This window comes from Cupriavidus pauculus (assembly GCF_002858765.1).
Lineage (GTDB): Bacteria > Pseudomonadota > Gammaproteobacteria > Burkholderiales > Burkholderiaceae > Cupriavidus > Cupriavidus pauculus_B.
On record NZ_PJRP01000006.1, the window covers coordinates 82,626 to 107,483 of the forward strand.

At 66.3% G+C, this 24,858-nt stretch carries 21 protein-coding genes; 15 read left to right on the forward strand and 6 right to left on the reverse strand.

The window, feature by feature from the left end; translation table 11 throughout:
* The first annotated feature begins 113 nt into the window (after nt 1-113).
* Nucleotides 114-1,379, forward strand: a complete 1,266-nt coding sequence (locus tag CYJ10_RS14660; protein WP_101682227.1) for a glutamate carboxypeptidase — start codon at nt 114-116, stop codon at nt 1,377-1,379.
* 67 nt (nt 1,380-1,446) lie between these two features.
* Here CYJ10_RS14660 and CYJ10_RS14665 read toward each other — a convergent pair whose 3' ends face one another.
* Nucleotides 1,447-2,373 (reverse strand): LysR family transcriptional regulator, encoded by a 927-nt coding sequence (locus CYJ10_RS14665; protein WP_101682228.1) that lies wholly within the window; start codon nt 2,371-2,373, stop codon nt 1,447-1,449.
* Nucleotides 2,374-2,744: 371 nt separating this feature from the next.
* On the opposite strand from CYJ10_RS14665, the gene CYJ10_RS14670 reads away from it, so the two are divergent.
* The 13 genes from CYJ10_RS14670 to CYJ10_RS14730 all read left to right on the forward strand — a co-directional run bounded on the left by CYJ10_RS14670 (nt 2,745) and on the right by CYJ10_RS14730 (nt 18,541).
* Nucleotides 2,745-3,620, forward strand: a complete 876-nt coding sequence (locus CYJ10_RS14670; RefSeq protein ID WP_101682229.1) for an alpha/beta hydrolase — start codon at nt 2,745-2,747, stop codon at nt 3,618-3,620.
* Nucleotides 3,621-3,847: 227 nt separating this feature from the next.
* Nucleotides 3,848-5,086, forward strand: coding sequence for an efflux RND transporter periplasmic adaptor subunit (locus CYJ10_RS14675; protein ID WP_101682230.1), 1,239 nt, complete (start codon nt 3,848-3,850; stop codon nt 5,084-5,086).
* Between the two features lie 106 nt (nt 5,087-5,192).
* On the forward strand, nt 5,193-8,384 hold the full coding sequence (locus CYJ10_RS14680) for an efflux RND transporter permease subunit (RefSeq protein ID WP_101682231.1): 3,192 nt from the start codon (nt 5,193-5,195) through the stop codon (nt 8,382-8,384).
* Between the two features lie 11 nt (nt 8,385-8,395).
* Nucleotides 8,396-9,880 (forward strand): efflux transporter outer membrane subunit, encoded by a 1,485-nt coding sequence (locus CYJ10_RS14685; protein WP_101682442.1) that lies wholly within the window; start codon nt 8,396-8,398, stop codon nt 9,878-9,880.
* Nucleotides 9,881-10,139: 259 nt separating this feature from the next.
* The gene (locus CYJ10_RS14690; RefSeq protein ID WP_101682232.1) at nt 10,140-10,535 is read left to right on the forward strand and encodes a hypothetical protein; all 396 of its coding nucleotides are present in this window, start codon (nt 10,140-10,142) and stop codon (nt 10,533-10,535) included.
* Nucleotides 10,536-10,577: 42 nt separating this feature from the next.
* On the forward strand, nt 10,578-11,039 hold the full coding sequence (locus tag CYJ10_RS14695) for a DUF2127 domain-containing protein (protein ID WP_101682233.1): 462 nt from the start codon (nt 10,578-10,580) through the stop codon (nt 11,037-11,039).
* Nucleotides 11,040-11,154: 115 nt separating this feature from the next.
* Complete coding sequence (locus tag CYJ10_RS14700; RefSeq protein WP_101682234.1) at nt 11,155-11,445, forward strand: antibiotic biosynthesis monooxygenase family protein; 291 nt, start codon at nt 11,155-11,157, stop codon at nt 11,443-11,445.
* A 70-nt stretch (nt 11,446-11,515) separates the two neighbouring features.
* Nucleotides 11,516-12,154, forward strand: coding sequence for a CDP-alcohol phosphatidyltransferase family protein (locus CYJ10_RS14705; RefSeq protein ID WP_101682235.1), 639 nt, complete (start codon nt 11,516-11,518; stop codon nt 12,152-12,154).
* A gap of 115 nt (nt 12,155-12,269) precedes the next feature.
* On the forward strand, nt 12,270-13,784 hold the full coding sequence (locus CYJ10_RS14710; protein WP_101682236.1) for a DUF1254 domain-containing protein: 1,515 nt from the start codon (nt 12,270-12,272) through the stop codon (nt 13,782-13,784).
* Nucleotides 13,785-13,918: 134 nt separating this feature from the next.
* Entirely contained in the window at nt 13,919-15,034 is a 1,116-nt protein-coding gene (locus tag CYJ10_RS14715) for an NADH:flavin oxidoreductase/NADH oxidase (RefSeq protein WP_101682237.1), read from the forward strand.
* A 19-nt stretch (nt 15,035-15,053) separates the two neighbouring features.
* The gene (locus CYJ10_RS14720; protein ID WP_101682238.1) at nt 15,054-16,253 is read left to right on the forward strand and encodes an acyl-CoA dehydrogenase family protein; all 1,200 of its coding nucleotides are present in this window, start codon (nt 15,054-15,056) and stop codon (nt 16,251-16,253) included.
* A 100-nt stretch (nt 16,254-16,353) separates the two neighbouring features.
* Nucleotides 16,354-17,127, forward strand: a complete 774-nt coding sequence (locus CYJ10_RS14725; RefSeq protein ID WP_146002041.1) for a hydratase — start codon at nt 16,354-16,356, stop codon at nt 17,125-17,127.
* Between the two features lie 133 nt (nt 17,128-17,260).
* Nucleotides 17,261-18,541, forward strand: coding sequence for an MFS transporter (locus tag CYJ10_RS14730; RefSeq protein WP_101682240.1), 1,281 nt, complete (start codon nt 17,261-17,263; stop codon nt 18,539-18,541).
* A gap of 24 nt (nt 18,542-18,565) precedes the next feature.
* Here CYJ10_RS14730 and CYJ10_RS14735 read toward each other — a convergent pair whose 3' ends face one another.
* Nucleotides 18,566-19,045 carry a cupin domain-containing protein gene (locus CYJ10_RS14735; RefSeq protein ID WP_101682241.1) on the reverse strand — a complete coding sequence of 160 codons (480 nt, stop codon included), beginning with the start codon at nt 19,043-19,045 and terminating at the stop codon, nt 18,566-18,568.
* Nucleotides 19,046-19,395: 350 nt separating this feature from the next.
* On the opposite strand from CYJ10_RS14735, the gene CYJ10_RS34140 reads away from it, so the two are divergent.
* A complete protein-coding gene (locus tag CYJ10_RS34140; RefSeq protein WP_180862940.1) occupies nt 19,396-19,563 on the forward strand; it encodes a hypothetical protein in 168 nt (55 codons plus the stop codon).
* 88 nt (nt 19,564-19,651) lie between these two features.
* Here the strand turns inward: CYJ10_RS34140 and CYJ10_RS14740 are convergent, their stop codons facing one another.
* The 4 genes from CYJ10_RS14740 to pepE form a co-directional block, all read right to left on the reverse strand.
* The gene (locus tag CYJ10_RS14740; protein WP_101682242.1) at nt 19,652-21,103 is read right to left on the reverse strand and encodes an aldehyde dehydrogenase family protein; all 1,452 of its coding nucleotides are present in this window, start codon (nt 21,101-21,103) and stop codon (nt 19,652-19,654) included.
* Nucleotides 21,104-21,339: 236 nt separating this feature from the next.
* Entirely contained in the window at nt 21,340-23,097 is a 1,758-nt protein-coding gene (locus CYJ10_RS14745; RefSeq protein ID WP_101682243.1) for an ATP-binding response regulator, read from the reverse strand.
* A 35-nt stretch (nt 23,098-23,132) separates the two neighbouring features.
* On the reverse strand, nt 23,133-23,789 hold the full coding sequence (locus CYJ10_RS14750) for a response regulator transcription factor (protein WP_101682244.1): 657 nt from the start codon (nt 23,787-23,789) through the stop codon (nt 23,133-23,135).
* Between the two features lie 291 nt (nt 23,790-24,080).
* On the reverse strand, nt 24,081-24,776 hold the full coding sequence (gene pepE / locus CYJ10_RS14755) for a dipeptidase PepE (protein ID WP_101682245.1): 696 nt from the start codon (nt 24,774-24,776) through the stop codon (nt 24,081-24,083).
* Nucleotides 24,777-24,858: the final 82 nt, after the last annotated feature.

A 24,858-nucleotide genomic window follows, 5' to 3' on the forward strand; every position in this document is an offset into this window, starting at 1 on the left:
GGGGATGTTGTGGCGGGATTGGCATGAGGATTGGCGATATTGAACCTCCCTCCCAGATAGCGCAAGCGATACATTGGAGCTCCTAAAACGAGAACTGAGAACAGGAGACACGCATGCTGCTTTCCCTTCGCCGCCTGGCCGGCGCCACCGCCATCGCCCTGGCCGCCGCAACGGCCTGCGGTGCCGCGCTGGCCGCCGGCCCCGACCAGGCGCTGCTCGACGCGGCACGCGCCGCGCAGCCCGCCGTGGTGCAGTCGCTCAAGGACATGGTGACGATCGAATCCGGCAGCGCCAACATGCAGGGGCTGGCGCGCATGGCCGACTACACGTCGCAGCGGCTGCAGGCCATGGGCGCGAAGATGGAACGGCTGTCGATGACCACCAGCGCCGCGCCGATGATCAAGGCCACGCTGACTGGCACCGGCAAGCGCCGGATCATGCTGATCGGCCATATGGACACGGTGTACCCGGCCGGCATCCTGGCCTCGCAGCCGATCCGCGAGGACGGCAACCGGCTCTACGGCCCCGGCATCGCCGACGACAAGGGTGGGCTGGCGGTGATCCTGCATTCGCTGGAAATCCTCAAGGCGCAGGGCTGGAAGGACTACGCGCAGATCACGGTGCTGCTCAACCCGGACGAGGAAATCGGCTCGCTGGGCTCGGGCGAGACCATTGCCACGCTGGCCGCGCAGCACGACGTGGTGCTGTCGTGCGAGCCCAACGTGGCCAAGGCCGTGGCGAAATCCGAATCGCTGCTGCTGGCCGCCGCCGGCACCGCTACGGCGACGATGCAGGTCAAGGGCCGGTCATCCCACGCGGGCGCCGCCCCCGAACTGGGCCGCAATGCCCTGCTGGAACTGGCCTACCAGATGCAGGAAACGCGTGACCTGGCCAAGACGATACCGGGCGCGCAGATGAACTGGACGCAGGCCAAGACCACCGGCCCGCTGAACCAGATCCCTGAGACGGCCAGCGCCGTGGGCGACGTGCGCGTGACCGCCAGCGGTGCCGCGCAGAAGCTGCAGACGGCGTTGCAGCAGAAGGTCGACGCAGGCCATCTGATCCCCGATACGAAGACCACGATTGCGATGGAAGAGGGGCGCCCGGCGTTCGTGGCCGATACGCGCTCGAAGGAACTGGCCGCGCGGGCCCAGCAGATCTATGCGGAGATGGACGGCCGGTCGCTGATCCTGATTCCCGGCACCGGTGGCGGCACCGATGCGGGCTTCGCAGGGCGTTCGGGCAAGGCGGTGGTGCTGGAAAGCTTTGGCCTGTCGGGCTTCGGCTATCACGCGCGCGACGAGTACGTGGAGCTGGATTCGATCGTGCCGCGCCTGTACCTGATGACGCGGATACTGCAGGAGATCGGGAAGAATTGAGGTCGGGAGGCGTAGGGTTTTCTCCCCTCTCCCGCGCGCGGGAGAGGGAGAAAACCATCGGCCAACCCTACGCCGCCAACTGCTGCGGCGCCGCGCCAAAGTGCGGATGCCGCGAGAAGATCTCGGCGGCCCAGTTCACGAACACGCGCACCTTGGCCGACAGGTGCCGGTTCTGCGGATACATCGCAGAAATCGGCAGTTCGTCGGTCTGCCAGTCGGCCATGACTTCCACGAGCCGCCCGCTGTGGATATACGGCTCGGCCATGGCGCGCGAGATGCGTGCAATGCCATGGCCTTCCACCGCGCAACCCAGGTACACGTCGGCATCGTTGGTCGAGATCGCCGAAGGCAGCAGCACTTCGGTACTTTCCCCGCCACGGATCAGCGTCCACGGCGTTTCGCGGCCGGTTCGGTTCGACAGGAAGTTGATGGCCTTGTGCTGCGACAGCTCGGTCAGGTCGTGTGGTGTGCCAAAACGCCGCAGGTAGATCGGCGACGCATAGAACGCCAGCTTCACCTGCCCGATGCGCCGTGCCACCATGGCCTCGTCGAGTGCACCCACACGCAGCACCACATCCACGCCTTCCTTGAGCAGGTCGATGGGCTTGCCGTTGATGGTCAGTTCCAGCTTCAGTTCGGGATAGGCATTGAAGAAGTCATGCAGTTGAGGCATCAACACCAGTTGCGCCAGCCCGCTGGTGGTATCCACGGCCAGCGTGCCGCGCGGCGAGTTGTTGTGGCGCGTCAGCGACTGTTCCGCTTCCTCCACATCCGCCAGGATGCGGACGCAGCGTTCGTAGTAGGCAGCGCCGTCGGTGGTTACGCTGATCCGGCGCGTGGTCCGGTGCAGCAACTTGACGCCAAGATGGGTTTCCAGGTTTTGTATCAGCCGGGTGAGCGTGGCCTTGGGCAGGTCTAGCGACTCCGCCGCGCGCGCAAAGCTGCCGACATCCACCACCCGCGTGAATGCCTGCATTGAGACAAGACGATCCATGATGTTGCTTTCGAAAGGAGTAAGACCGGGCTACGTTCCGAAGGATGTCTGGCGGGATCGGGTCCGCTGCATGTCAAGTGCGCGGCCTGGATTTGCTGCCGGCGGTCCGCCAGTGGCGGCCGGAGCGGGGACGGGTGGAGTGTTGGGGCGCCGGCGTTTGCGCTGTTTCCCCAAGTGCGCAGATGCCGAAGGACCGGAGTGAATCACATTTCAGGTATCCATTTCAAGCCATGTGGGTTCACTTCGGTGATTATTCCAACGCAGAAACAGTGCATTGGCAATAGCCAGCTTTATCCCATCGTTGTCAATCACCATAATTCGCTGCATCGCAATACAGTAATCGACGGCCTTTGCCGGCTGCCGTGCCAACCATGACCAAGACCACGACTCCCCGTAGTTCCGCCGTACAACCGGCCGCAGAACAGGGCGAGGCAATCGTGATCCAGCACGTGGTGGCCAGCGGCGATCGCGAAATGAAGGTCTGCGTGTGTTACCCCGCAGGTTATTGGCCCGTGAGCGCCGGTGCGCCATTGTTGCCATGGATGCTCTACCTGCATGCCGGCGGCTTTGTCGACGGCGGGGTCGAAGCCGCGAAGGAACTGGCGCGGGATCTGGCGGAGTCGGTCCCGGCCGTGGTGGTGACGCCCGATTACTCGCTGGCGCCCGCGAACCCGTTCCCGGCAGCACCCGAGGATGCCGTCAACACGGTGTCGTGGGTGCTCAAGCAGGCCCGGAAGCTCAAGGTCGACAAGCTGCGCTTTGCGCTGGTGGGCGAGGAAGCCGGTGGCAACCTGGCCATCGCCACGGCGCAGATGCTGCGTGACCGCGGCCTGCCGCAGCCGGCTGGCCAGTGGCTGATCCGGCCCGTGACCGATCCGTGCCTGCAGCACGCGTCGTCCGCCGGGCAGGTGCCGATGGAAATGCTGCGCAAGCTCGCGTGCAACTATCGTGACTACCTGCCGACGCCGGCCGCGAGCGTGCATCCGTATGCGGCCCCGGCCCTGGCATCGCGGCTGGCGGGATTGCCGCCGACGCTGGTGCAGGTGGCGGAAAAAGACGCTCTGCGTGCGGAAGGCGAGGCCTTCGCCACGAAATTGTCCAAGGCCGGCATCCCGGCCAGGGCCCTGATCATGCCCGGCGCCTGTGGCGACGGGGTGGAACAGTCCCATGAGATGTGTCAGGCATGGGTCAAAGAAGGTGCGCGGTTCCTGCGCGAAAGTTTCGCCAAGGCCGACGACGCCTCGTAATCCGGTCCGAACGCCGGCCGGCGCCGCGAATGCTGTAGCGGTGCCGGATTCTCCCGCTAGCGCCCTTTGAGGCTGGCCCCCAGTAGTGGCTTGCTTCTGTCCGATTCCGGACGGAGGACCCCTTGTTGTTCCCGTTTTTCCGGCCCCCTGGGCTGGCGGGCAGCGTTCGGCCTGAATTTTTGCTTTTCCAGTTGAAGAAATCCGACGAAAACACGGAGTGAAGAAAGATGAATAACAAGTCTCGACGCACGCTAATCGCCTTTGCCATCGTGGCAATTCTTGGGGCGGGCGTGGCAACCTCGGTACTGCGACCCTGGCACGGCGGGGAAGCACAGGCCAATACGCCGCCCCCGGCGCCTGCCGTGGAAGTGTCGGCAGCGGTGGGCCAGACCATCACCGAATGGGATGAATTCTCGGGCCGCATCGAGGCCGTGGACCGCGTGGAAATCCGCCCGCGCGTTTCCGGCACCATCGAAACGGTGCATTTCCGCGAAGGCTCCATCGTGAAGAAGGGCGACCCGCTGTTCACGATCGATCCGCGCCCGTACGCCGCCGAAGTGGCACGCGCCGAAGCGGCGCTGGCCGCGGCGCAGGTACGTGCCTCGCATGCGCAGACCGAGAAGGCCCGAGCGCAGCGCCTGCTGGACGACAACGCGATCTCGCGTCGCGAGTTCGACGAGCGTATCAATGCCGCCAGCGAGCTGTCGGCGGACGTGCGTGGCGCGCAGGCGGCGCTGGAAGTGGCGAAGCTGAACCTGAGCTACACGCGCATCGTTGCACCGGTCTCGGGCAAGGTGTCGCGTGCGGAAATCACCGTGGGCAACCTGGTGGCCGCGGGCGCCGCATCGCCGCCGCTGACTTCGGTGGTGTCGGTCTCGCCGGTGTACGCCAGCTTCGATGTCGACGAGCAGAGCTACCTGCGCTACACGGCGCCGGGCGCCAGCGGCGGCAAGAACGACCTGCCGGTGTTCCTGGGCCTGGCCAACGAGGACGGCAACCCGCACAAGGGCAAGATCCACTCGATCGACAATCGGCTCGATACGCGCAGCGGCACCATCCGCGTGCGCGCCGTGTTCGACAACGAGGATGGTCGCCTGCTGCCGGGTCTGTACGCCAAGGTCAAGCTCGGTGGCGGTTCGCCGCACCCAGCCGTGCTGGTCAACGACCGTGCCGTCGGCACCGACCAGGGCAAGAAGTTCGTGCTCGTGGTCGACAAGGCCAACAAGCTCGTGTATCGCGAAGTCGAGCTTGGACCGACGTACGAAGGGCTGCGCGTGATCCGCAAGGGGCTGCAACCGGGCGAGAGCATCGTCGTGAACGGCCTGATGCGCGTGCGCCCTGGCGACACCGTGGCACCGAAGCCCGTGGCCATGGCCTATCGCAGCGAGCTTGAGTCGCGCGGCAACACCCCCGACCGCAAGCAGGCCGCGGAAGAGGGTAAGGCCGACAAGGCCAAGGTGAGCTAAGCGCCCGCCGCCCCAAGCACACCGAACTGAAATTTCCCCCTGAAGTTTTACATGGCGTCCGCTCGGCGAGCGGACGGCCAGGGGGACTGTTTTCGCCGAGACCAAGATGAATCTCTCGAAATTCTTTATCGATCGCCCGATTTTCGCGGGCGTGCTGTCGGTGCTGATCTTCCTGATCGGCGCCATCTCGATGTTCAAGTTACCGATCTCGGAGTACCCGGAAGTGGTACCGCCGTCGGTGGTGGTGCGCGCGCAGTTCCCGGGCGCCAACCCGAAGGTGATTGCCGAGACCGTGGCCACGCCGCTGGAAGAACAGATCAACGGCGTCGAGGACATGCTCTACATGAACTCGCAGGCCAACAGCGACGGCAACCTGACGCTGACGGTGACCTTCAAGCTGGGCACCGACCCGGACAAGGCCCAGCAGCTGGTGCAGAACCGTGTCTCGCAGGCCGAACCGCGCCTGCCCGAGGACGTGCGCCGGCTGGGTATCACCACGGTCAAGAGCTCGCCTGACCTGACCATGGTGGTCCACCTGGTATCGCCGAACGACCGCTACGACATGACGTACCTGCGCAACTATGCGCTGATCAACGTGAAGGACCGCCTGGCGCGGATCCAGGGCGTTGGCCAGGTGCAGATGTTCGGCTCGGGCGACTACTCGATGCGTGTCTGGGTCAACCCGGAAAAGATCGCCGAGCGCGGCCTGGCCGCGTCTGACGTAGTGCGCGCCATCCGCGAGCAGAACGTGCAGGTGGCAGCCGGCGTGATCGGCCAGTCGCCGTCGCTGCCGGGCACCGACCTGCAACTGTCGGTGAACGCGCAGGGCCGTCTGCAGACCGTGGAGGAGTTTGGCGACATCATCGTCAAGACCTCGCCCGACGGTGTGGTGACGTACCTGAAGGACATCGCGCGCATCGAACTGGGTGCGTCGGAATACGCGCTGCGTTCGCTGCTGGACAACAAGTCCGCCGTGGCGCTGCCGATCTTCCAGTCGCCGGGTTCCAACGCGATCCAGATCTCGAACGACGTGCGCAAGACCATGGCCGAGCTGAAGGCCAACATGCCGGAAGGCGTGGACTACAGCATCGTCTATGACCCCACGCAGTTCGTGCGCCACTCGATCGAGGCGGTGGTCCACACGCTGTTCGAGGCCATCGCGCTGGTGGTGCTGGTGGTGATCCTGTTCCTGCAGACGTGGCGTGCGTCGATCATCCCGCTGCTGGCGGTGCCGGTGTCGATCGTCGGTACGTTCGGCCTGATGCATGCGTTCGGCTTCTCGATCAACGCGCTGAGCCTGTTCGGCCTGGTGCTGGCGATCGGTATCGTGGTGGACGATGCGATCGTGGTGGTCGAAAACGTCGAGCGGAACATCGAGGAAGGGCTGTCGCCGAAGGAGGCCACCTACAAGGCCATGCGCGAAGTGAGCGGCCCGATCATCGCCATCGCCCTGACGCTGATCGCCGTGTTCGTGCCGCTGGCCTTCATGACGGGCCTGACCGGCCAGTTCTACAAGCAGTTCGCGCTGACGATCTCGATCTCGACGATCATCTCGGCGTTCAACTCGCTGACGCTGTCGCCGGCCCTGTCCGCGCTGCTGCTCAAGGGCCACGATGCGCCCAAGGACTGGCTGACGCGCGGCATGGACCGTGTCTTCGGCGGCTTCTTTGCCCGCTTCAACCGCTTCTTCGGCCGCAGTTCGGACAGCTATGGCCGTGGCGTGAAGGGCGTGATCCGCCGCAAGGGTTCGGTGTTCGGCGTCTACGCCGTGATGCTGGTGGCGACCTGGGGCGTGTTCCAGATGGTGCCGAAGGGCTTTGTGCCGGCGCAGGACAAGCAGTACGTGGTGAGCTTTGCCAAGCTGCCTGACGGTGCCACGCTGGACCGTACCGAGGACGTGATCCGCCGCATGTCGGACATCGCGCTCAAGCATCCGGGCGTGGAATCGGCCGTGGCCTTCCCGGGCCTGTCGATCAACGGCTTCACCAACAGCCCAAGCGCCGGCATCGTGTTCGTCACGCTGGATCCGTTCGACAAGCGCAAGAGCGCTGAGCTGTCGGGCAATGCGATTGCCGCCGACCTGAACAAGCAGTACGGGTCGATCCAGGACGCGTTCATCGCCGTGTTCCCGCCGCCGCCGGTACAGGGCCTGGGCACGATCGGCGGGTTCAAGATGATGATCGAGGACCGTGCCGCGCTGGGTTACGACGAACTGTTCAGCGCCACCAACGCGTTCATGACCAAGGCCCGCGCAACCCCGGAACTGGCTGGCATTTTCAGCAACTACCAGGTGAACGTGCCGCAGCTGGACGTGCAGCTTGACCGTACCAAGGCCAAGCAGCTGGGCGTGCCGGTGACCGACGTGTTCGAGACGCTGCAGACCTATCTTGGCTCGTCGTACGTGAACGACTTCAACAAGTTCGGTCGTACGTATCAGGTCAAGGTGCAGGCCGACGCGCAGTTCCGTCAGCATGCCGAGGACATCCTGCAGCTGAAGGCACGCAGCAGCTCCGGCGAAATGGTGCCGCTGTCGTCGCTGGTGAGGGTCAAGCAGGGCTTCGGTCCGGATAGCGTCACGCGCTACAACGGCTTTACCGCCGCCGACATGAACGGTGGTCCGGCACCGGGCTTCTCGTCGGGCCAGGCCCAGGCCGCTGCCGAGCGCATTGCCGCCGAAACGCTGCCCAAGGGCATCGGCTTCGAGTGGACCGAGCTGACCTACCAGGACATCCTGGCTGGCAACGCGGGTGTGTGGATCTTCCCGCTGTGCGTGCTGCTGGTGTTCCTGGTGCTGGCTGCCCAGTACGAAAGCCTGACGCTGCCGCTGGCGGTGATCCTGATCGTGCCGATGAGCCTGCTGGCTGCCATGACCGGTGTCTGGCTGACCCGTGGCGACAACAACATCTTCACGCAGATCGGTTTCATCGTGCTGGTGGGGCTGTCCGCGAAGAACGCGATCCTGATCGTCGAGTTCGCCCGCGAGCTGGAGCACCAGGGCCGTACCGTGGTGCAGGCCGCGATCGAAGCCAGCCGCTTGCGTCTGCGCCCGATCCTGATGACGTCGTTCGCGTTCATCATGGGCGTGGTGCCGCTGGTGATCTCGACCGGCGCCGGCGCGGAAATGCGCCATGCCATGGGCGTGGCCGTGTTCGCGGGGATGCTGGGCGTGACGTTCTTCGGCCTGTTCCTGACGCCGGTGTTCTACGTGGCACTGCGTCTGCTGGCTACCCGCAAGCAGCGTCGTGAAGCGGTTGCGACGGATGTGTCGGCATCGCACGCCGTGCCGTCCGCAGAGTGATGGTGATAGACATGAACAACATCGTGATGAAGCAGTACCTGCCGAAGCTTGGCGTCCTGGCCGCCGCGCTGGTGCTGGCGGGCTGCTCGCTGGCACCGACCTACAAGGTGCCCGAGACGCCCACCGCCGCCACCTTCAAGGAAGCCGATGCTGCAGCCGCCGAGGGCGCGCAGTGGAAGACGGCGGCGCCGGCCGAAGGCCAGCAGCGTGGAGACTGGTGGAAGGTGTTCGGCGACGCCGAGCTGGATCGCCTGATCGACGCCGCCAACGCGCATAACCAAGACCTGGCCGCCGCGGCGGCCCGCCTGAAGCAGGCGCGGGCGTTCACCGGTGCCACCGAGGCGGACATGTACCCGCAGCTGAGCGCGGGCTTCGACCCCACGCGCACGCAGTCGTCGGCCGCGTCGCAGGGCCTGCCGGACGGCACGCGCATGTCGCCGCAGACCGTGTACAAGGCGCGCCTGTTCGCCAACTACGAGCTCGACCTGTTCGGTCGCGTGGCCAGCAGCGTGAACGCTGCCCGTGCTGAAGAGAAGGGCGCCGAGGATCTGTATCGCTCGGTACAGCTCGCGCTGCAGGCCGATACGGCGCAAGCCTACTTTGCACTGCGTACGCTCGACAGCGACCGTGAACTGCTGAACGCGACGATCAAGTTGCGCGAGGATTCGTTGTCGCTGCTGCGCAAGCGCTACGAAGCGGGCGAGACGACCGACCTGGACCCGGCCCGTGCCGAATCGGAACTGGGCACGGCGCGCGCCGACCTGGCCAGCATCGAACGTCGCCGCGCCAACCAGGAGCACGCGTTGGCGGTGCTGACCGGCGTAGCGCCGTCGCAGTTCGGGCTGGCCGCCAGGCCGTTCGATACGGCGCCGGTGGCGGTGCCGTCGGGGCTGCCGTCGGAACTGCTGGAGCGGCGTCCCGATATCGCGGCGGCCGAGCGCCAGATGGCGGCCGCCAACGCGCGCATCGGCATTGCCAAGGCAGCGTTCTTTCCGCGCATCTCGCTGACGGCGCTGTTCGGTTTCGAGTCGTCGGACCTGTCGAACCTGTTCAAGTGGTCGTCGCGCACGTGGATGCTTGGACCGCTCGTCGGCACGACGGTGGCGCAGACCATCTTTGATGGCGGCCGCAACAGCTCGAACCTGGCCGGTGCCCGCGCTGCCCACGAGGAAAGCGTGGCGCGCTACCAGCAGACCGTGCTGGTGGCGTTCCGCGAGGTCGAGGACAGCCTGGCCGATGTGCGCTGGCTCAGCCAGCAGGCCACGGCGCTCGACGGCGCGCTGTCAGGCGCCAGGCGGGCACAGCGCATCTCGCGCAGCCGCTACGACGCCGGCGCGGTGGACTACCTGACCGTGATCGACGCGGACCGCACCGTGCTGCAGTCGCAGCGCGATGCCAACGCGGTGGCCGGCCTGCGCGCGGCGGCGACGGTGTCGCTGGTGCGCAGCCTGGGCGGCGGCTGGGGTCCGTTGCCGGAGGCGGTGGCAAAGAACTGAGGGCAGTCGACATGGGCTCCCCTCGCCCATGAAAGACCCATGAAAGGGAGAGGGGCTGGGGTAGCGGGCATTGCGGTTCAAACGTCGATCCGTCGCAGATTCAGCCGCTCGCCCTCACCCCCGACCCCTTTCCCGCCGTGCGGGAGAGGGGAGCAAACAATCGGTTAACAAACATTCGGTCACCAAACTCCGCTGGCGCGATGTTTCCAGGTCACTACACTGGAAACATCGTGCCAGTTTTATTTTGGGGAGGGCCGATATGCGAAACCTTCGCCGGATGGCCGTGGCGGTTGTCCTGTTCGGCACCTTGCTGCCCGTCGTCTGCACTGCCCAGTCCGTCACCGGCTCCATCGCCGTGGGCGGCTCCGCCAGGGTAAAGGGGCCGGCCACGGTCAACGGCACGCTGAGCGTGGATGGCAGCGTCTATGCCAATGGCCCGCTGACTGCGGCGTGGTTCGCGTCGCCGGGACGTGGGTATCCGATGTCGCCGGAACGCGGCCTGCTCAAGGTCTTTCACGGCCCGCTGACAGTGAATGGGTCGATGGTGGTGCATGGCGATCTCTATGTCGACGGGCCGCTCACGGTCAACGGGCCGCTGGAAGCGGGCGGTGGCATCGATGCCAACGGACCGATGGTGGAGCGCCACGCACGTTGATGCTGCACAATGGCGACTTCGTCGACTTCAACATTTTTCGCCATGGCGCAAGTCAGCCAAGCAGTGGGCCTCAAGAGCATCGCGCTGTTCGAGGCCGCCAAGGGGGCACTGGTGATCCTGGCCGGACTGGGCGTGGTGGCGTTGCTGCATGCCGACGCGCAGGCGCTGGCCGAAGCCATTGTCGGCCGCTTTCACCTGAATCCCGCCAGCCATTATCCAAAGGTATTCCTGGCACTGCTGTCGAATCCCAGTGATGGCCGCCTGTGGGCGATCGGCGGGTCGGCCGCCGTGTACGCGCTGATGCGCTTTGCAGAGGCCTACGGGCTCTGGCACGGGCGTGCCTGGGGCAACTGGCTTGGCGTCTGGTCGGGCGGGATCTACATTCCGGTGGAGCTGTACGAGGCCGTGCGGCATCCCACGTGGATTCACGTGGGGCTGGCGGCGGCCAACGCGCTGGTGGTGGTCTACCTGATGCAAAGCCTGGCGCGCCACACGGTCAAGTAAGCCGGACGGCGCAAATCTGCTAAGGTAGACGCGATGCCGCGCGCCCGGCGTGCGGCCACCCTGCCACGCGGTGCTGTCAGACAGCCACCGATATCAACCGCCCTAGAGACCCATCATGATTCACGAAATTGCACAGATCACGATCAAGCCCGGCATGGAAGCCCAGTTCGAGGCCAACGTGGCCAAGGCCAAGCCGCTGTTCCTGCGGTCGAAGGGCTGCCACGGCCTGAATCTGCAGCGCTCGATCGAACAGCCGTCGCAGTACGCGCTGGTGGTGGCCTGGGAGACCGTGGAAGATCATATGGTCCATTTCCGTGAATCGGACGAATTCCAGGAATGGCGCAACCTGGTCAGCGACTGCTTTGCCGCGCCGCCGGCCGTCCACCACGTCAACACGGTGCTGTGAGCGGCCCCGATCGCCGCTGATCGTCCCACGCACCTGACGCAGGCGCCCACGCGCCAAAGGAGCCCGCCGCATGTCGACCCCTCAGCAGCGCCCCCGGCATTTTTCGATGCTGCGCGACTTGCAGCTGGCGGATTTCTTCACGCTGGCCAACGCGGCCTGCGGCATGGGCTCGGTGTTCTACGCGATGTATTTCGTCGCTGCACCGTCTCTCAGCTATTTCTATATCGCGGCGGCGCTGGCGCCGGCCGCGTTCATCTTCGACGTACTGGACGGGCGCATCGCCCGCTGGCGCCACGCCCATTCGGCGCTGGGCCGTGAACTGGATTCGCTGTCGGACATCATCTCGTTCGGCGTCGGCCCGGCCACGCTGGCGTTTGCGGCCGGCATGCGCGGCGGCTGGGACCTTGTCGCGCTGATCTATTTTGTCTGCTGCGGCGTCAGCCGACTGGCCCGCTTCAACGTCACGGCCGAGACCCTGGCCGAAGGCTCGGAGCAGGGCAAGGTCAAGTATTTCGAGGGCACGCCCATCCCCACCAGCGTGGTGCTGACCGGCATCCTGGCCTGGTGCGCCTCGCATGGCCTGATCGGCGATGCCCTGCCGGCCGGTGCGATGGCCATCGGCCCCGGCACGTTCCATCCAATGTCGCTGCTGTTCGTGCTGAGCGGCTCGCTGATGATCAGCAAGACGCTGCGGATTCCGAAGTTCTGACGGTGCTTTCCGGCGTCGAAATCTTTTAAGTCGGCCACGAAGACTTCGAATCGACGCAGTGAGACGGCTGCGCTATGTTCGGCGCCAGTATCCGAACTTGCGAGGTGCCGATTCCATGTCGAATTCCATTACAGTCAGGCTGGCCAGCCTGGCGCTGCTTGCCACGGGGCTTGCCGGCTGTGCGTCCCAAGCCCCGTCTTCCTACAAGATGACCACGCCGATCCCACCGGAGATTACCACGCCGGCGTCGGTCGATACCCGCATTGGCAGGCTGGAATTTTTCGATGGGGTGCCGACGGCCCCGACGGCGCAGAAGGTTTTCGACAACATCGATTTCGCGCGTGGCGTCGAGGCGTTCCTGAACGGCGTGCCCGGGGCGTCGATGGTGGCCATCCGCACCGGCTTGCGCAGCGTGGGCGCGGTGGGTAGCACGGTGGGCGTGTACGAGCAGTTGATGGACTCGAAGTCGATCTACCTGACGCCGAACAGCGAGACCATCTACTTCTGGAACTGGATGGATCTGAAGGACGGCCCCGTGGTGGTGGAAACCCCGCCGAACATCCTTGGCGTGGTCGACGATTTCTGGTTCCGCTATGTGACGGACATGGGCAACGCGGGGCCGGACAAGGGCAAGGGTGGCAAGTACCTGTTCGTGCCGCCCGGCTACACGGGCCAGTTGCCGTCCAGCGGCTACTACATCGTCAAGAGTCCTACCTACGGCAACCTGCTGTTTGGCCGGGCGTTCATGCAGCATGGCGATCCGCGCCCCGGCGTGGCCAGCCTGAAGGCCGGGCTCAAGGTCTACCGGCTGGCCGACGCGGCACGGCCGCCGGAGACGACGTTCATCAACCTGTCGGGCAAGGTCATGAACACCGTCCATGCCAACAACTTCAGATTCTATGAGGAGGTCAACCAGATCATCCAGGAAGAGCCGGCCGGCGCGTACGGGCCCGACATGACTGGCATCTTCACGGCTATCGGCATGCAGAAGGGCAAGCCGTTCGCGCCCGATGCACGCATGAAGCAGATCCTGACCGACAGCGTGGCGGTGGGCAACGCCACGGCCCGCGCCATCGACTTCCGCAATCGCGACCCGCGTACGCTGATCTTCCCGGACCGCCACTGGACCACGCCGTTCATCGGCGGCAGCTATGAATGGCTGGATAACGGCGCGCGCAACTTCGACGCGCGCACGCTGTTCTTCTACGCCGCCACCATCGACACGCCGGCGATGGCGGTGGCGATGCCCGGCATCAGCTCGCAGTACGCGGCATCGAACCTCGACGCCGCCGGCAACCCGCTGGATGGCGCCAAGACCTATCGCCTGCATGTGCCGCCCAACGTGCCGGTCAAGGACTTCTGGTCGGTGGTGGTCTACGACACCCAGACGCGCTCGATGCTGCAGACGGACCAGCAGTTCCCGAGCCTGTCCAGCGAGAAGTCGCTGGTAAAGAATGCCGACGGATCGGCCGACCTGTACTTCGGCCCGCAACCGCCGGCCGGCAAGCAGGCCAACTGGATCCAGACCATTCCGGGCAAGAGCTGGTTCACGATCTTCCGGCTCTACGGTCCATTGCAGCCGTGGTTCGACACGCAGTGGAAGCTCGACGACATCGTCGAGGCGTCTTGAGCCCGGGCTGCCGCTGACGGGCGGGAGATTCCACGACGGGGGCAGGGTCAGCAAGGTTCGCGGGCGGCGTCTACAATCCTCCGGGACGTTGCCCGCTCCCGCGCAGGGAGCCCCAGGACTCCAAGGAACTCCCCATGTCTCATCTCTTCGATCCGTACCAGATCGGCAATCTCGCGCTCGCCAACCGCATCGCCATTGCGCCCATGTGCCAGTACTCGGCGGAAGAGGGCTCGGCCACTGACTGGCACATGATCCACCTGGGCAGCTTGGCGCTGTCCGGCGCGGGCCTGATGATTGTCGAGGCCACTGCCGTGTCGCCGGAAGGCCGCATCTCGCCGGCCGACCTTGGCCTTTACAGCGATGCCAATGAAGCCGCGCTGGGCCGCGTGCTCGACGCGGTGCGCCGGTATTCGCCGATTGCCGTGGCGGTGCAACTGGGCCACGCGGGCCGCAAGGCGTCGAGCCAGGCCCCGTGGGAAGGCGGCGCGCAGATTCGCCCCGATGCCCTGAGCGGCTGGCAGACCGTGGCGCCGTCGGCCATACCCCATGCGGTCGACGAGGTGGCGCCCACGGCGCTCGACCGTGCTGGCATGCAGAAGATCCGCGACGATTTCGTGGCGGCGGCCAAGCGTGCGGCACGGATCGGCGTCGAGGGTATCGAGGTACACGGCGCGCACGGCTACCTGCTGCACCAGTTCCTGTCGCCGATTGCCAATCACCGCACCGACGAATACGGCGGCAGCCTGGAGAACCGTATGCGGTTCCCGCTGGAAGTGTTCGACGCCGTGCGTGAGGCGTTTCCGGCCGAGCGTCCGGTGTGGATGCGCGTGTCGGCGACGGACTGGGTGCCGAACGGCTGGGATATCGATGGCACGATCGCGTTGTCGCAGGCGCTCAAGGCGCGCGGCTGCGCGGCGGTGCACGTGAGCACCGGCGGGGTGTCGCCGCAGCAGGCCATCAAGCTGGGACCGGGCTACCAGGTGCCGTATGCCCAGCGCGTCAAGGCCGAAGTGGGGCTGCCGACGCTGGCCGTGGGGCTGATTACCGAGCCGGAGCAGGCCGAGGCGATCATCGCCAACAACGAGGCCGACATGATTTCGATTGCCCGGGCGATGCTGTATGACCCGCGCTGGCCGTGGCATGCCGCCGCCAAGCTCGGGGCCCAGGTCGATGCGCCGAAGCAGTACTGGCGCTCGCAGCCGCGCGGGCTGGAACACCTGTTCCGCAGCGCGCATTTCGGGCAGCGCTAAACGCCGAGCGGAGACGAACATGTTCACGCCTTGTCCCACCGAAAGAAGCCGCGACATCGCGGACCGCGTGGAGCGCTTCGTGCGCGACGTCGTGGCGCCGTACGAGCGGGATCCGCGCTGTGAATCGCATGGTCCGACCGCTGGGCTGGTCGATGAGTTGCGTGCCCTGGCGCGAGCTGCGGGCGTCATGACGCCGCACATTCTTGTCGACGGTTCGCATCTAAGTCAGCTGGAGACGGCTGCGGTGCTGAAGCGGTCGGGCCTGTCGCCGCTCGGTCCGGTCGCGGTCAACACCATGGCGCCCGACGAGGGCAACATGTTCCTGCTCGGCAAGGTAGCGACGCCCGCGCAGCAGGCGCGGTTTCTGGCGCCGCTGGTGCGCGGCGAGGCGCGTTCGGCATTTTTCATGACCGAGCCGGCCGAAGATGGCGGCGCTGGCTCGGACCCGTCGATGCTACAGACGAGGGCCGTGCGGGACGGCAACGACTGGGTGATCAACGGCCGCAAGAAGTTCATCACGGGGGCCGAAGGCGCCCGGGTGGGCATCGTGATGGCCCGAAGCGACGACGGCGGCGAGCGCGCACAGGCCACCATGTTTCTGGTGGACCTGCCGCACCCGGCGATTCGTACCGAGCGGGTGCTGGATACGATCGACAGTTCCATGCCGGGCGGCCACGCCCAGGTGCTGATCGACAACCTGCGGGTGCCGGCGGACCAGGTGCTGGGCGAAGTCAACGAGGGCTTCCGGTACGCGCAGGTGCGGCTGTCACCGGCGCGGCTATCGCACTGCATGCGCTGGTTTGGCACGGTGGCCCGCGCCGACGAGATTGCGCGCGGCTATGCCACCACGCGCAAGGCATTCGGCAAGCTGTTGATCGACCATGAGGGCGTTGGCTTCATGCTGGCCGACAACCTGATCGACCTGCAGCAGGCGGCGCTGATGATCGACTGGTGTGCGGGCGTGCTGGACGCGGGGTCGCTGGCCACCGCGGAAAGCTCGATGGCCAAGGTAGCGGTGTCGGAGGCGTTGTTTCGTGTGGCGGACCGATGCGTGCAGATTCTGGGCGGCGATGGTGTGTCACGCGACACCATCGTCGAACAGGCCTTCCGCGAGCTCCGGGCCTTCCGCATCTACGATGGCCCGACCGAAGTGCACAAGTGGTCGCTGGCCAAGAAGATCAAGCGCGACACGCTTGCGCCGCCGGGCAGTCATGGCTGAAGGCTGACGCGCAGCGCGGCACCCGCAGGGTCTGCCGGCCATCGCTCGGGCCGTGTGGCATAGTGTGCCGTCATTTCACTATCACGCCGGCCTGATCACGATGAGCGAAGCACGTTTCGACCCCACTATCCCCGCACGCCAACTGACGGCGGCATGCCGCGCCGGCGAGGCGCTGACAGAACTGGCCGAGGCCGAGCGTCCCACGACGCTGGCGCAAGGTTATGCGACGCAGGCTGCATTCGTCGCGCAGCTTGGCGAGGGCACAGTGGGCTGGAAGCTCGCCGGTGCCTCGCCGCGAGGCCTGCGCGGTGACCTGCCCAATCCGCCGGCCATCGGCACGTTGACGCCGAGCCGCGTGTTCAAATCCAACGCAGTCGTGACGCTGCCGCCGGGCCGTCAGGCGACGCTCGAGGTGGAAGCGGCGTTCACGTTTGCACGGGCGGTGGCGCCGGCCGACGAGGCCTTCGACGCCGCGTCGATGATCGATTGCGCGACCGTCGCGGTAGAGGTCGTGTGCAGCCGGTTCGTGGATCGCAAGGAGGTGGGGCAGCCGAGCTTCATTGCCGACAACGTGGGCTTTCATGCGCTGATTCGTGGCGACATGATCAACCACGCTGCCGATCCGCTGTTCGAGGCCGACGCAGGCATCTGGCGCGACGGCGAGCGCATCGCCGAATCGCTGGCGGGCGACGACCGGACCAAGCCTTTTCTGTCGCTGGGCCATCTGTGGGAAAGGCTGGCCGCCGAGGGCGCCAGGATTCCCGCTGGCGCGGTGGTGACCACCGGCACGCTCTCCGTGCCCGTGGATGTCGCGGCGGGCGGCGACTTCGTGGCCCGCGTGGGTGGCGCATCGCTGGCATTTTCGCTGGTCTGACCCAGGGGCGCAGGCCGACGGCAAGGTGTCCCTTTTGCGAGTGTCGACGCAGGAAACGCGAAAGCCAACGGCTTCGGCATCCGGCAGACTACGGCGTTCAGAAGACCAAAAATGAACCCGGGGGAGACACCCAATGAATACCGAGCTTTCGCCGACGTCGCCGGCTGAAAAAACCACCGAGGCACCACCCGCCACCCAGGCGCCACAGGCCGCCCAGGCGGCCATCGAGAACCACCCGTTGCGGGTGGTGCTGCTGCTCAATGTCGGCCACGCGCTGGACCACCTGTTCCTGCTGATCTTCGCCACTGCAGTGGGCACCATCGCGTCGGAGTTCGGGTTCGCCCGCTGGGAAGACCTGATGCCCTATGGCGTGGGGGCGTTCTTCCTGTTTGGCCTTGGCTCGGTGCCTTCGGGCCGCCTGGGCGATATGTGGGGCCGCCGGCAGATGATGCTGGTGTTCTTCTTCGGGCTGGGTTTGGCGGCGCTGGTGACCGCCGTGGCGCAAGGCCCCTGGCAACTGGCGGGCGGCCTCGCCCTGATCGGCCTGTTTGCGTCGATCTACCATCCGGTGGGGATTCCGATGCTCGTGCAGCGCGCGAGCCGGCCGGGTTCGGCCATCGGACTCAACGGACTGGCCGGCAATCTGGGCGTGGCCGGCGCCGCGCTGCTCACGGGGTTTCTTGTGCAGGCCTGGGGCTGGCGGGCGGCATTTGCCGTGCCCGGTGTCATCTCCATCGTCTGCGGATTTGCCTTTGCGTGGCTCTGCGCGCCACAAGGCCCGGCGCCGGGACGCAGCCGCAAGCCGCCGCAGGTGGTCTTGCCGCCCCGGCTGCTGGCGCGGGCGCTGGTCGTGATGACGGCGGCTGCCGTCACCGGCAGCCTGCTGTTCAACTTCACCACCAATGGCAACACGCAGTTCTTGGCCGAGCGGTTCAACGGGCGGATCGATGACCCGGTCATGATCGGCCTGCTGCTGGCCGTGATCTATACGCTGGCGTCGTTCACGCAGGTGATTGTTGGAAAACTGATCGACACGGTGCCGCTCAAGCGGCTGTACCTGTGCCTGGTCCTGGCGCAGATCCCCTGGCTGGTCCTTGCCGCGCATGCGCAGGGATGGTGGCTGTTCGTGGCGCTGCTGGGCGCCATGGTGTGCATCTTCGGCAGCATCCCGTTCACCGACGCGATGATCGTGCGCTACGTCGACGACAGCGTGAGATCGCGCGTCGCCGGCATGCGGCTGGCGGTTTCCTTCGGCATCAGTTCGCTGGCGGTCTGGCTGCTGGGGCCGGTCGTCAAGGCGTCGAGCTTTGCCTCGCTCTTTCTTGCGATGGCCTGCATTGCCGCCTGTACGGCGCTGGTGGTGCTGCTACTGCCTGGCGAAGCCGCCACAGGGCAGGGCGAGGCCCGCAATTGATCCGGGCCCGGCCCTGACCCGCGGTCAGGGCAGCAGGTGGGTATCGTTCGGCGCCTGCGGTGGCAGCTTGATGGCCAGCGACCTGAACTCGCCGCTGGCCGCGATCGAGCCCGCGTGGGCGGCTCCCTTCGGAATGATGATCAGGTCGCCAGGCCCCACCTGGTGCTGTTCATTGCCCAGCCAGAACGTGCCCTTGCCCGCGATCACGTACTGGATCTCGTCGGCGCTGGTGTGATAGTGCTTGGGCACATTGCCCGACTGCACGGCAACCGTGCCGCTTGGCGTCGTCACCAGCCCTTTGGTGCGCAGCGTGCCCATGTTGGGCACTTGCGGGCCGATGTCGTCGTTGCTCATCGCTGCCAGGTTGATGATCAGCGGCATCAGCGCGGACGGCGGCGTCTGCGCGTGAGCCAGCGGCAGATCCACATGAGCCGTGAGGAAGCCGGCGGCGAACGTCGCTACGAACGCGACAGGGACAGCGGCAAGAACGGCAAGTCGGTGCATGGTTGTCTCCCTTTTTGTGTATTGGCGGTCATGGCACTGCGGCAACACGGCCGGCCTGCCATCCCGCGCAGCATTGTCTCACCGCGATCGGCATCCGGCGCCAGCGTCCGAGGCTCGGGACTTTCCTCCTTGACATCCGCAACCGTGCAAGGCGGTGCCGAAAACGCCCGGCATCCCGCGCCGCAGCATCGTTCAAACGCCAATAACGAAGGGATTACCATGATTGCCGCGCCCCATCGATGGCGCGACCATCGGCGCAAATAGATTGCAGTGGGCAGTACCCGGGCGCCCCAAAAGCACGCCCGTCATCACAGAAGTAGTCGAAGAACGAACTCTGGGAGACACCAACCATGCAAGTCTATGACGGGCTCGTTTTTGCCTGCGCCATGATCCTTGTCTGCATGTACGCCTATCTGGGCGTACAGTCGCAGAGCCTTGCGCTGAAGTACGTGTCGCCGGCCATCGTGGGCGTGCTGACGCTCGCGTATGCGCTGCTGCCGATGCGCATGATCGGCTGACCGCCGCCGCGCAAATAAGAACCCCGCCTGGCCAGGGCGGGGTATGCGGAGTCGCGCCGGCCGCCGTAGCGGCCATGCCTGACGACGCCTAGCGCAACGACAACCAGATCGCCTTCGGCTCCGTGAAGTTCTCGATGGCGGCGTCGCCATGCTCGCGGCCCAGGCCGGAGTCACCCGAGCCGCCCCACGGCAGGCGCACGTCGGTATATCCATAGGTGTTGATCCAGACCGTGCCGGCGCGCAGTTCGCCGGCCACCTTGTGTACGCGCTGGATGTCCGCGCTCCACACGCCGGCGGCCAGGCTGAACGCGGTGCCGTTGGCAATGCGCACCGCGTCGGCCTCATCGTCGAATGGAATCACGCTGGCCACCGGGCCGAAGATTTCCTCCTGCGAAATCCGCATCTCGTGCGCCACGTTGGCAAACACGGTGGGCTCGACAAAGAAGCCGCGCTCGCCCACGCGTGCGCCGCCCGTCACCGCGCTGGCGCCTTCCTGCTTGCCGATGTCGACGTAGTCGAGCACCGTCTTCATCTGCGCGGCCGACACCACGGGGCCCATGGTGGTATCGGGCGCGGCCGGGTCGCCCACGCGGATCGCCCTGGCGCGCGCGGACAGCCGTTCCACCACTTCGTCATACACCTGGCGCTGCGCCAGGATGCGCGACCCGGCCGAGCACACCTGGCCCGCGTTGAAGAAGATGCCCGAGGCCGCCGCGCGCGTGGCGGCGTCCAGGTTGGCGTCGGCAAAGATCACGTTGGCCGACTTGCCGCCCAGTTCCAGCGTCACACGCTTGAAGTTGGCCGCCGCGCCCTGCATGATGCCGCGCCCGACGCCGGGCGATCCGGTAAAGGTCACCTTGTCGATGCCCGGGTGCGCCACCATGGCGTTGCCCACCACGCTGCCCTTGCCGGTCACCACGTTGAACACGCCGGGCGGCACGCCGGCTTCGAGCGCCAGTTCGGCCACGCGCAGGGCGGTCAGCGGGGTGATCTCGGCAGGCTTCACGATCAGCGTGCAGCCGCAGGCCAGGGCCGGGGCAATCTTCCACATGCCGATCATCAGCGGGAAATTCCACGGCACGATGGCCGCCACCACGCCCACGGGCTCACGCACCGTATAGGTCAGCGCGTCGGGGCGGGCCGGGATCACGCTGCCGTGGATCTTGTCGCACCAGCCCGCGTAGTAGCGCACCGTGTCGATCACGGCGGGCATGTCCTGGCGGCGCACGGACGCCAGCGGCTTGCCGGCGTCCTGGCTTTCCAGTGCTACCAGTTCCTCTGCATGGGCTTCGAGCAGGTCGGCAAAGCGGTTCAGGATGCGTGCGCGGTCCGCCGCGCGCATGCCGGCCCAGCCCTTCAGCGCGGTGCGCGCGGCCTTGACCGCCGTGTCCACGTCGGCGGCGCTGCCTTGCGCCACCAGTGCAATGGGCGCCTCAGTGGCGGGATTGATGTCGGTGGAGTATTCGCCGGTGCCAGGCGGCAGGCGCTTGCCGTCGATCAGCAGGTCATGCTTGGGCAGGTCGGAACGTGAGGCGGTCATGAAAGGCTCCTCGCTTGGGTCATGGTTCTGGAATGACGGGCGCGGTGGCCGAAGCATCACAACGATCAGGCCCGCTTTGTTTTGGAGTGTGGGCGGGCCTCAGACCTAAGTCCAATTAATAGGAATGATTCATTCATACTATTTATGCATGAATGGGGGCTGTGCTTATCATGCGGGCCGATGCCATTCAGGTGTGGCAGCGCAACGGCCGCCACGACGGCGGGCAGGGGCAGGTTTCAGTCGGCGCCGCGCAGCAGGTCGCCAATCGCGGCATGCAGCTCGCCCGGCACCACCGGCTTGTGCAGCAGGGCGGTGCCGCCGGCGTGGACGTTGCGCAGACGGTCGGCGGCGGTATCGCCCGTGATGACGATGGCGGGCAGGTCACGGCCCGTGTGTTCGCGGATGGCGGCAATGGCCTCCAGCCCGGTGCGGTGTCCGCGCAGGCGGTAGTCAGCCAGGATCAGGTCCGGCGCGAAGCCGGCAAGCAGCGCCAGGGCTTCGTCCTCGGTTTCGGCGGTGCGGTTCGGGCAGTTCCAGACCGTCAGCAGGCCCGACATGGCCTCCCGAATGGCCGGATCGTCGTCGATCACCAGCACGCGCAGCCCGTCCAGGCGCGTGGCGGCGCCGGGCAGGACCGATTCCTCGGGCGCGGTCCACGCCAGCGGCAGCTGCAGGCGGAACACCGAGCCCCGGTTCGGCGTCGACCCCAGCGTTACCGACGTCTGCATCGTCCGCGCCAGGCCGTCCACGATGGCCAGCCCCAGGCCCAGCCCCTTGCGCTGGTCGCGCTCGGGATTGCCCAGCTGATGGAACTCGCGGAAGATTGCCCGATGCTGGACGACCGGAATGCCGATGCCGGTATCCCAGACTTCCACCGACACATGGAACCGGCGCTTGCGGCAGGCCACCAGCACCCCGCCGGTGCGCGTGTAGCGGATGGCGTTGGCAATCAGGTTGCGCAGGATCAGTTCGGTCAGCGTGGGATCGCCAAAGGCGGTGACCATGGTATCGCGCGTGCGATAGACCAGCCCGCGCGCATTGGCCTGCGGGGCGAATTCGTTTTCGAGCTTGTGCAGCAGCGGCTGCAGCCGGAAGGGCCGCGGCCGCGACGTGACCACGCCGGCGTCGAGCTTGGAGAAATCGAGCAGCGTGTTCAGCATTTCGCGCGCCGCGCCGGACGACGCCTCGATGTGGTCCAGCAACTGGCGCTGCCGCGCGTCCAGCGGAGTACGGCCCAGCGACACCAGGAACAGCCCCAGCGCGTGCAGCGGCTGGCGCAGGTCGTGACTGGCCGACGCCAGGAACACCGACTTGGCCCGGTTGGCTTCCTCGGCCTCGCGCTGGGCGTGGCCGGCGCGGGCGGTCTGGTCGCGCAGCTGCGAGATCAGTTCCACATTTTCGAAGCGCAGCGCCAGCGAATGCCGCGCCATGTGCGAGTAGTTGCGCGCGAACACGATCAGCACGAACAGGTAGAGCGGCGTGCCCAGGAACATCGGTAGGTAGGCGATATCGCGCGTGACGATGAAGACCGCCCACACCGGCACGATGGCCGGGATGAAGAAGCCCACCGCCACGGGCAGGCAGGCCGAGAACACGGCCAGCGCTGCCGCGCTCATGCCGGCGATCAGCGACAGCACGCAGATCACCACGGCCGGCGACCGGATATCAAGGTAGAGCCAGCCTGCCAGCCCCCACAGGCTGCCGATCAGGACTAGCATTGCGGTCATGCCGCGCGCATACAGGCCGGAGCGCGCCTCGGTCAGCCGGTCGCGCACGGCGAGCCGGCCAAAATGGGCCACGGCACAGAGCACCGCCATCGTCGCCGCCCAGGGTAGCGCGCCGGGATGGCCGTCGGTCAGCGACAGGCCGGTGCCCAGGATGATCGCCGCCAGCGCGCAGCCCAGCATGGCCATGCCGAAACTCTGGTCGATCAGTTCCATCTGCGCGGACAGCAGCCGCGGCTCGTCGTAGTGCGGAAGGAAGGGCAACGCCATGGTCGCGCGGCGGGCGGGGCGGGTTGAGATGGCGCTCAGCGAAGCGTCTGTACCAGCCCGCGGCGCTGCGCTTCGAGGATGGCCTCCACGCGGCTGACCACGCCAAGATGGTCCAGGATGGCCGCCACGTGCACGCGCACGGTGTTTTCGGACAAGCCCAGGTGATAGGCGATGACCTTGTTCGATCGGCCCAGGCTCAGTTGCGTCAGTACCTCCAGCTGGCGCGGCGTGAGCTGGCTCGGTTCGTAGGCCGGGGCATTGCCGGAGGCAGGGTTGCTCGTGCCGGGGCCGTAGCCGCTGCCATCGGCCGGAAAATGCGTGCCGCCCGACAGGCAGCAGGCGATGGCGCGCTCGATGTCCACCGCATCGGCCGACTTGGGCAGGAATCCGGCGATCTCCCGACGCGATTCGGCCGGAATCGCATCGATATGCGAGGTGCCCGAGACGATCAGGATGCGCGCCGCGGCAAAGTGCCGGCGCAGCACCTTGATGCCTTCGATGCCGTTCAGGCCGGGCATCTGGATGTCCAGCAGCAGGATGTCCACGGGCTGGCTGGCGTGGGCCTGCACGGCCTCCATGACCGATCCGGCCTCGATGATCGACGCCACGCTGGGGCTGTCGGCCAGCAGCAGCTTCAGCCCCGTGCGAAACAGGGTGTGGTCATCGATCAGCAGAAGTCGGGCACGCGACATGGAAAGATGCACAAAGTGCAGGGGGCGACATTGGGATTGATTGGACTGGATTCGACGCGCGTTGTCCATCGCCAGCATTGGGGGCGCGCCGGGGATCGGCGGCGCCTGCCCATGCCATGGATATCGGCCTCTAGTCCGGAAAGATTATTGGCAGCGTAGTTGGGCGGTGCCAGCATTTTCCCGTGGACGAATTCCGCGACTTGTCCATACCACTTCTGATACCCGCTCCTCCCGGCTGCGGGTATTTTTTTGTCCCGACCCAGGCCAATCAGGCCAGCCAGGCCGGTGTGGTCAGACCGGAATCGACAGCGGGCCGGCCGTTACGTCCCAGGTGGTGGCGTCGAGGAACCAGCGCGCCGCGTGCGGGCCATGCAGCACGCAGCGGTCGTCCGACACGCGCAGCCAGTTGCCTTCCGGCAGGCCCAGTACCGGGGTGTCCGGCGACAGCGTGGTGAACTCGGCCAGTCGCTGGTCGCGCGTTTCGCCACGGAAACCTTCGATTTCCAGGTTGTAGTAGTGCGGGTTGATCTGGAACGGCACCAGGTTCAGCGCGTCGAAGCCGCCCGGGTCTACCACCGGCATGTCGTTGGTCGTGCGGATGGTCGGCGTGGCCAGGTTGGACCCGGCACTCCAGCCGATATAGCGCGCGGCGCCGCTGCGCACGCGGGCGGTCATGGGCGCCAGCAGGCCCTGCTGGCGCAGCACCTGCAGCAGGCGGAAGGTATTGCCGCCGCCCACCACGATCAGCGTGGCGGCGTTGACCGCGGCCAGGGTGTCGGCCTGCTCGTGCAGCGACTGCACCGCGATGCCGCCCTGCGCAAAGGCCTCGCGCACCTGGGCGGCGTAGCCGTCCCAGTCGCGTGTCACGCCCGCGTAGGGAACGAACAGGGCGTCTGTGCGGCCTTCGGCCAGTTCGGCGATGGCTTGGGCGGCGTGAACGAGGTAGCCCTCGTCCGAGGTCGAGTTGCTGAGCAGAAGCAGGTCCATGTCGGGGTGTCGCAGAGTTCCGCCTGGCGGAACATTGGTCCGTAAATCGATAGAAGCCGACAATGGTACGCCAATGGCACTG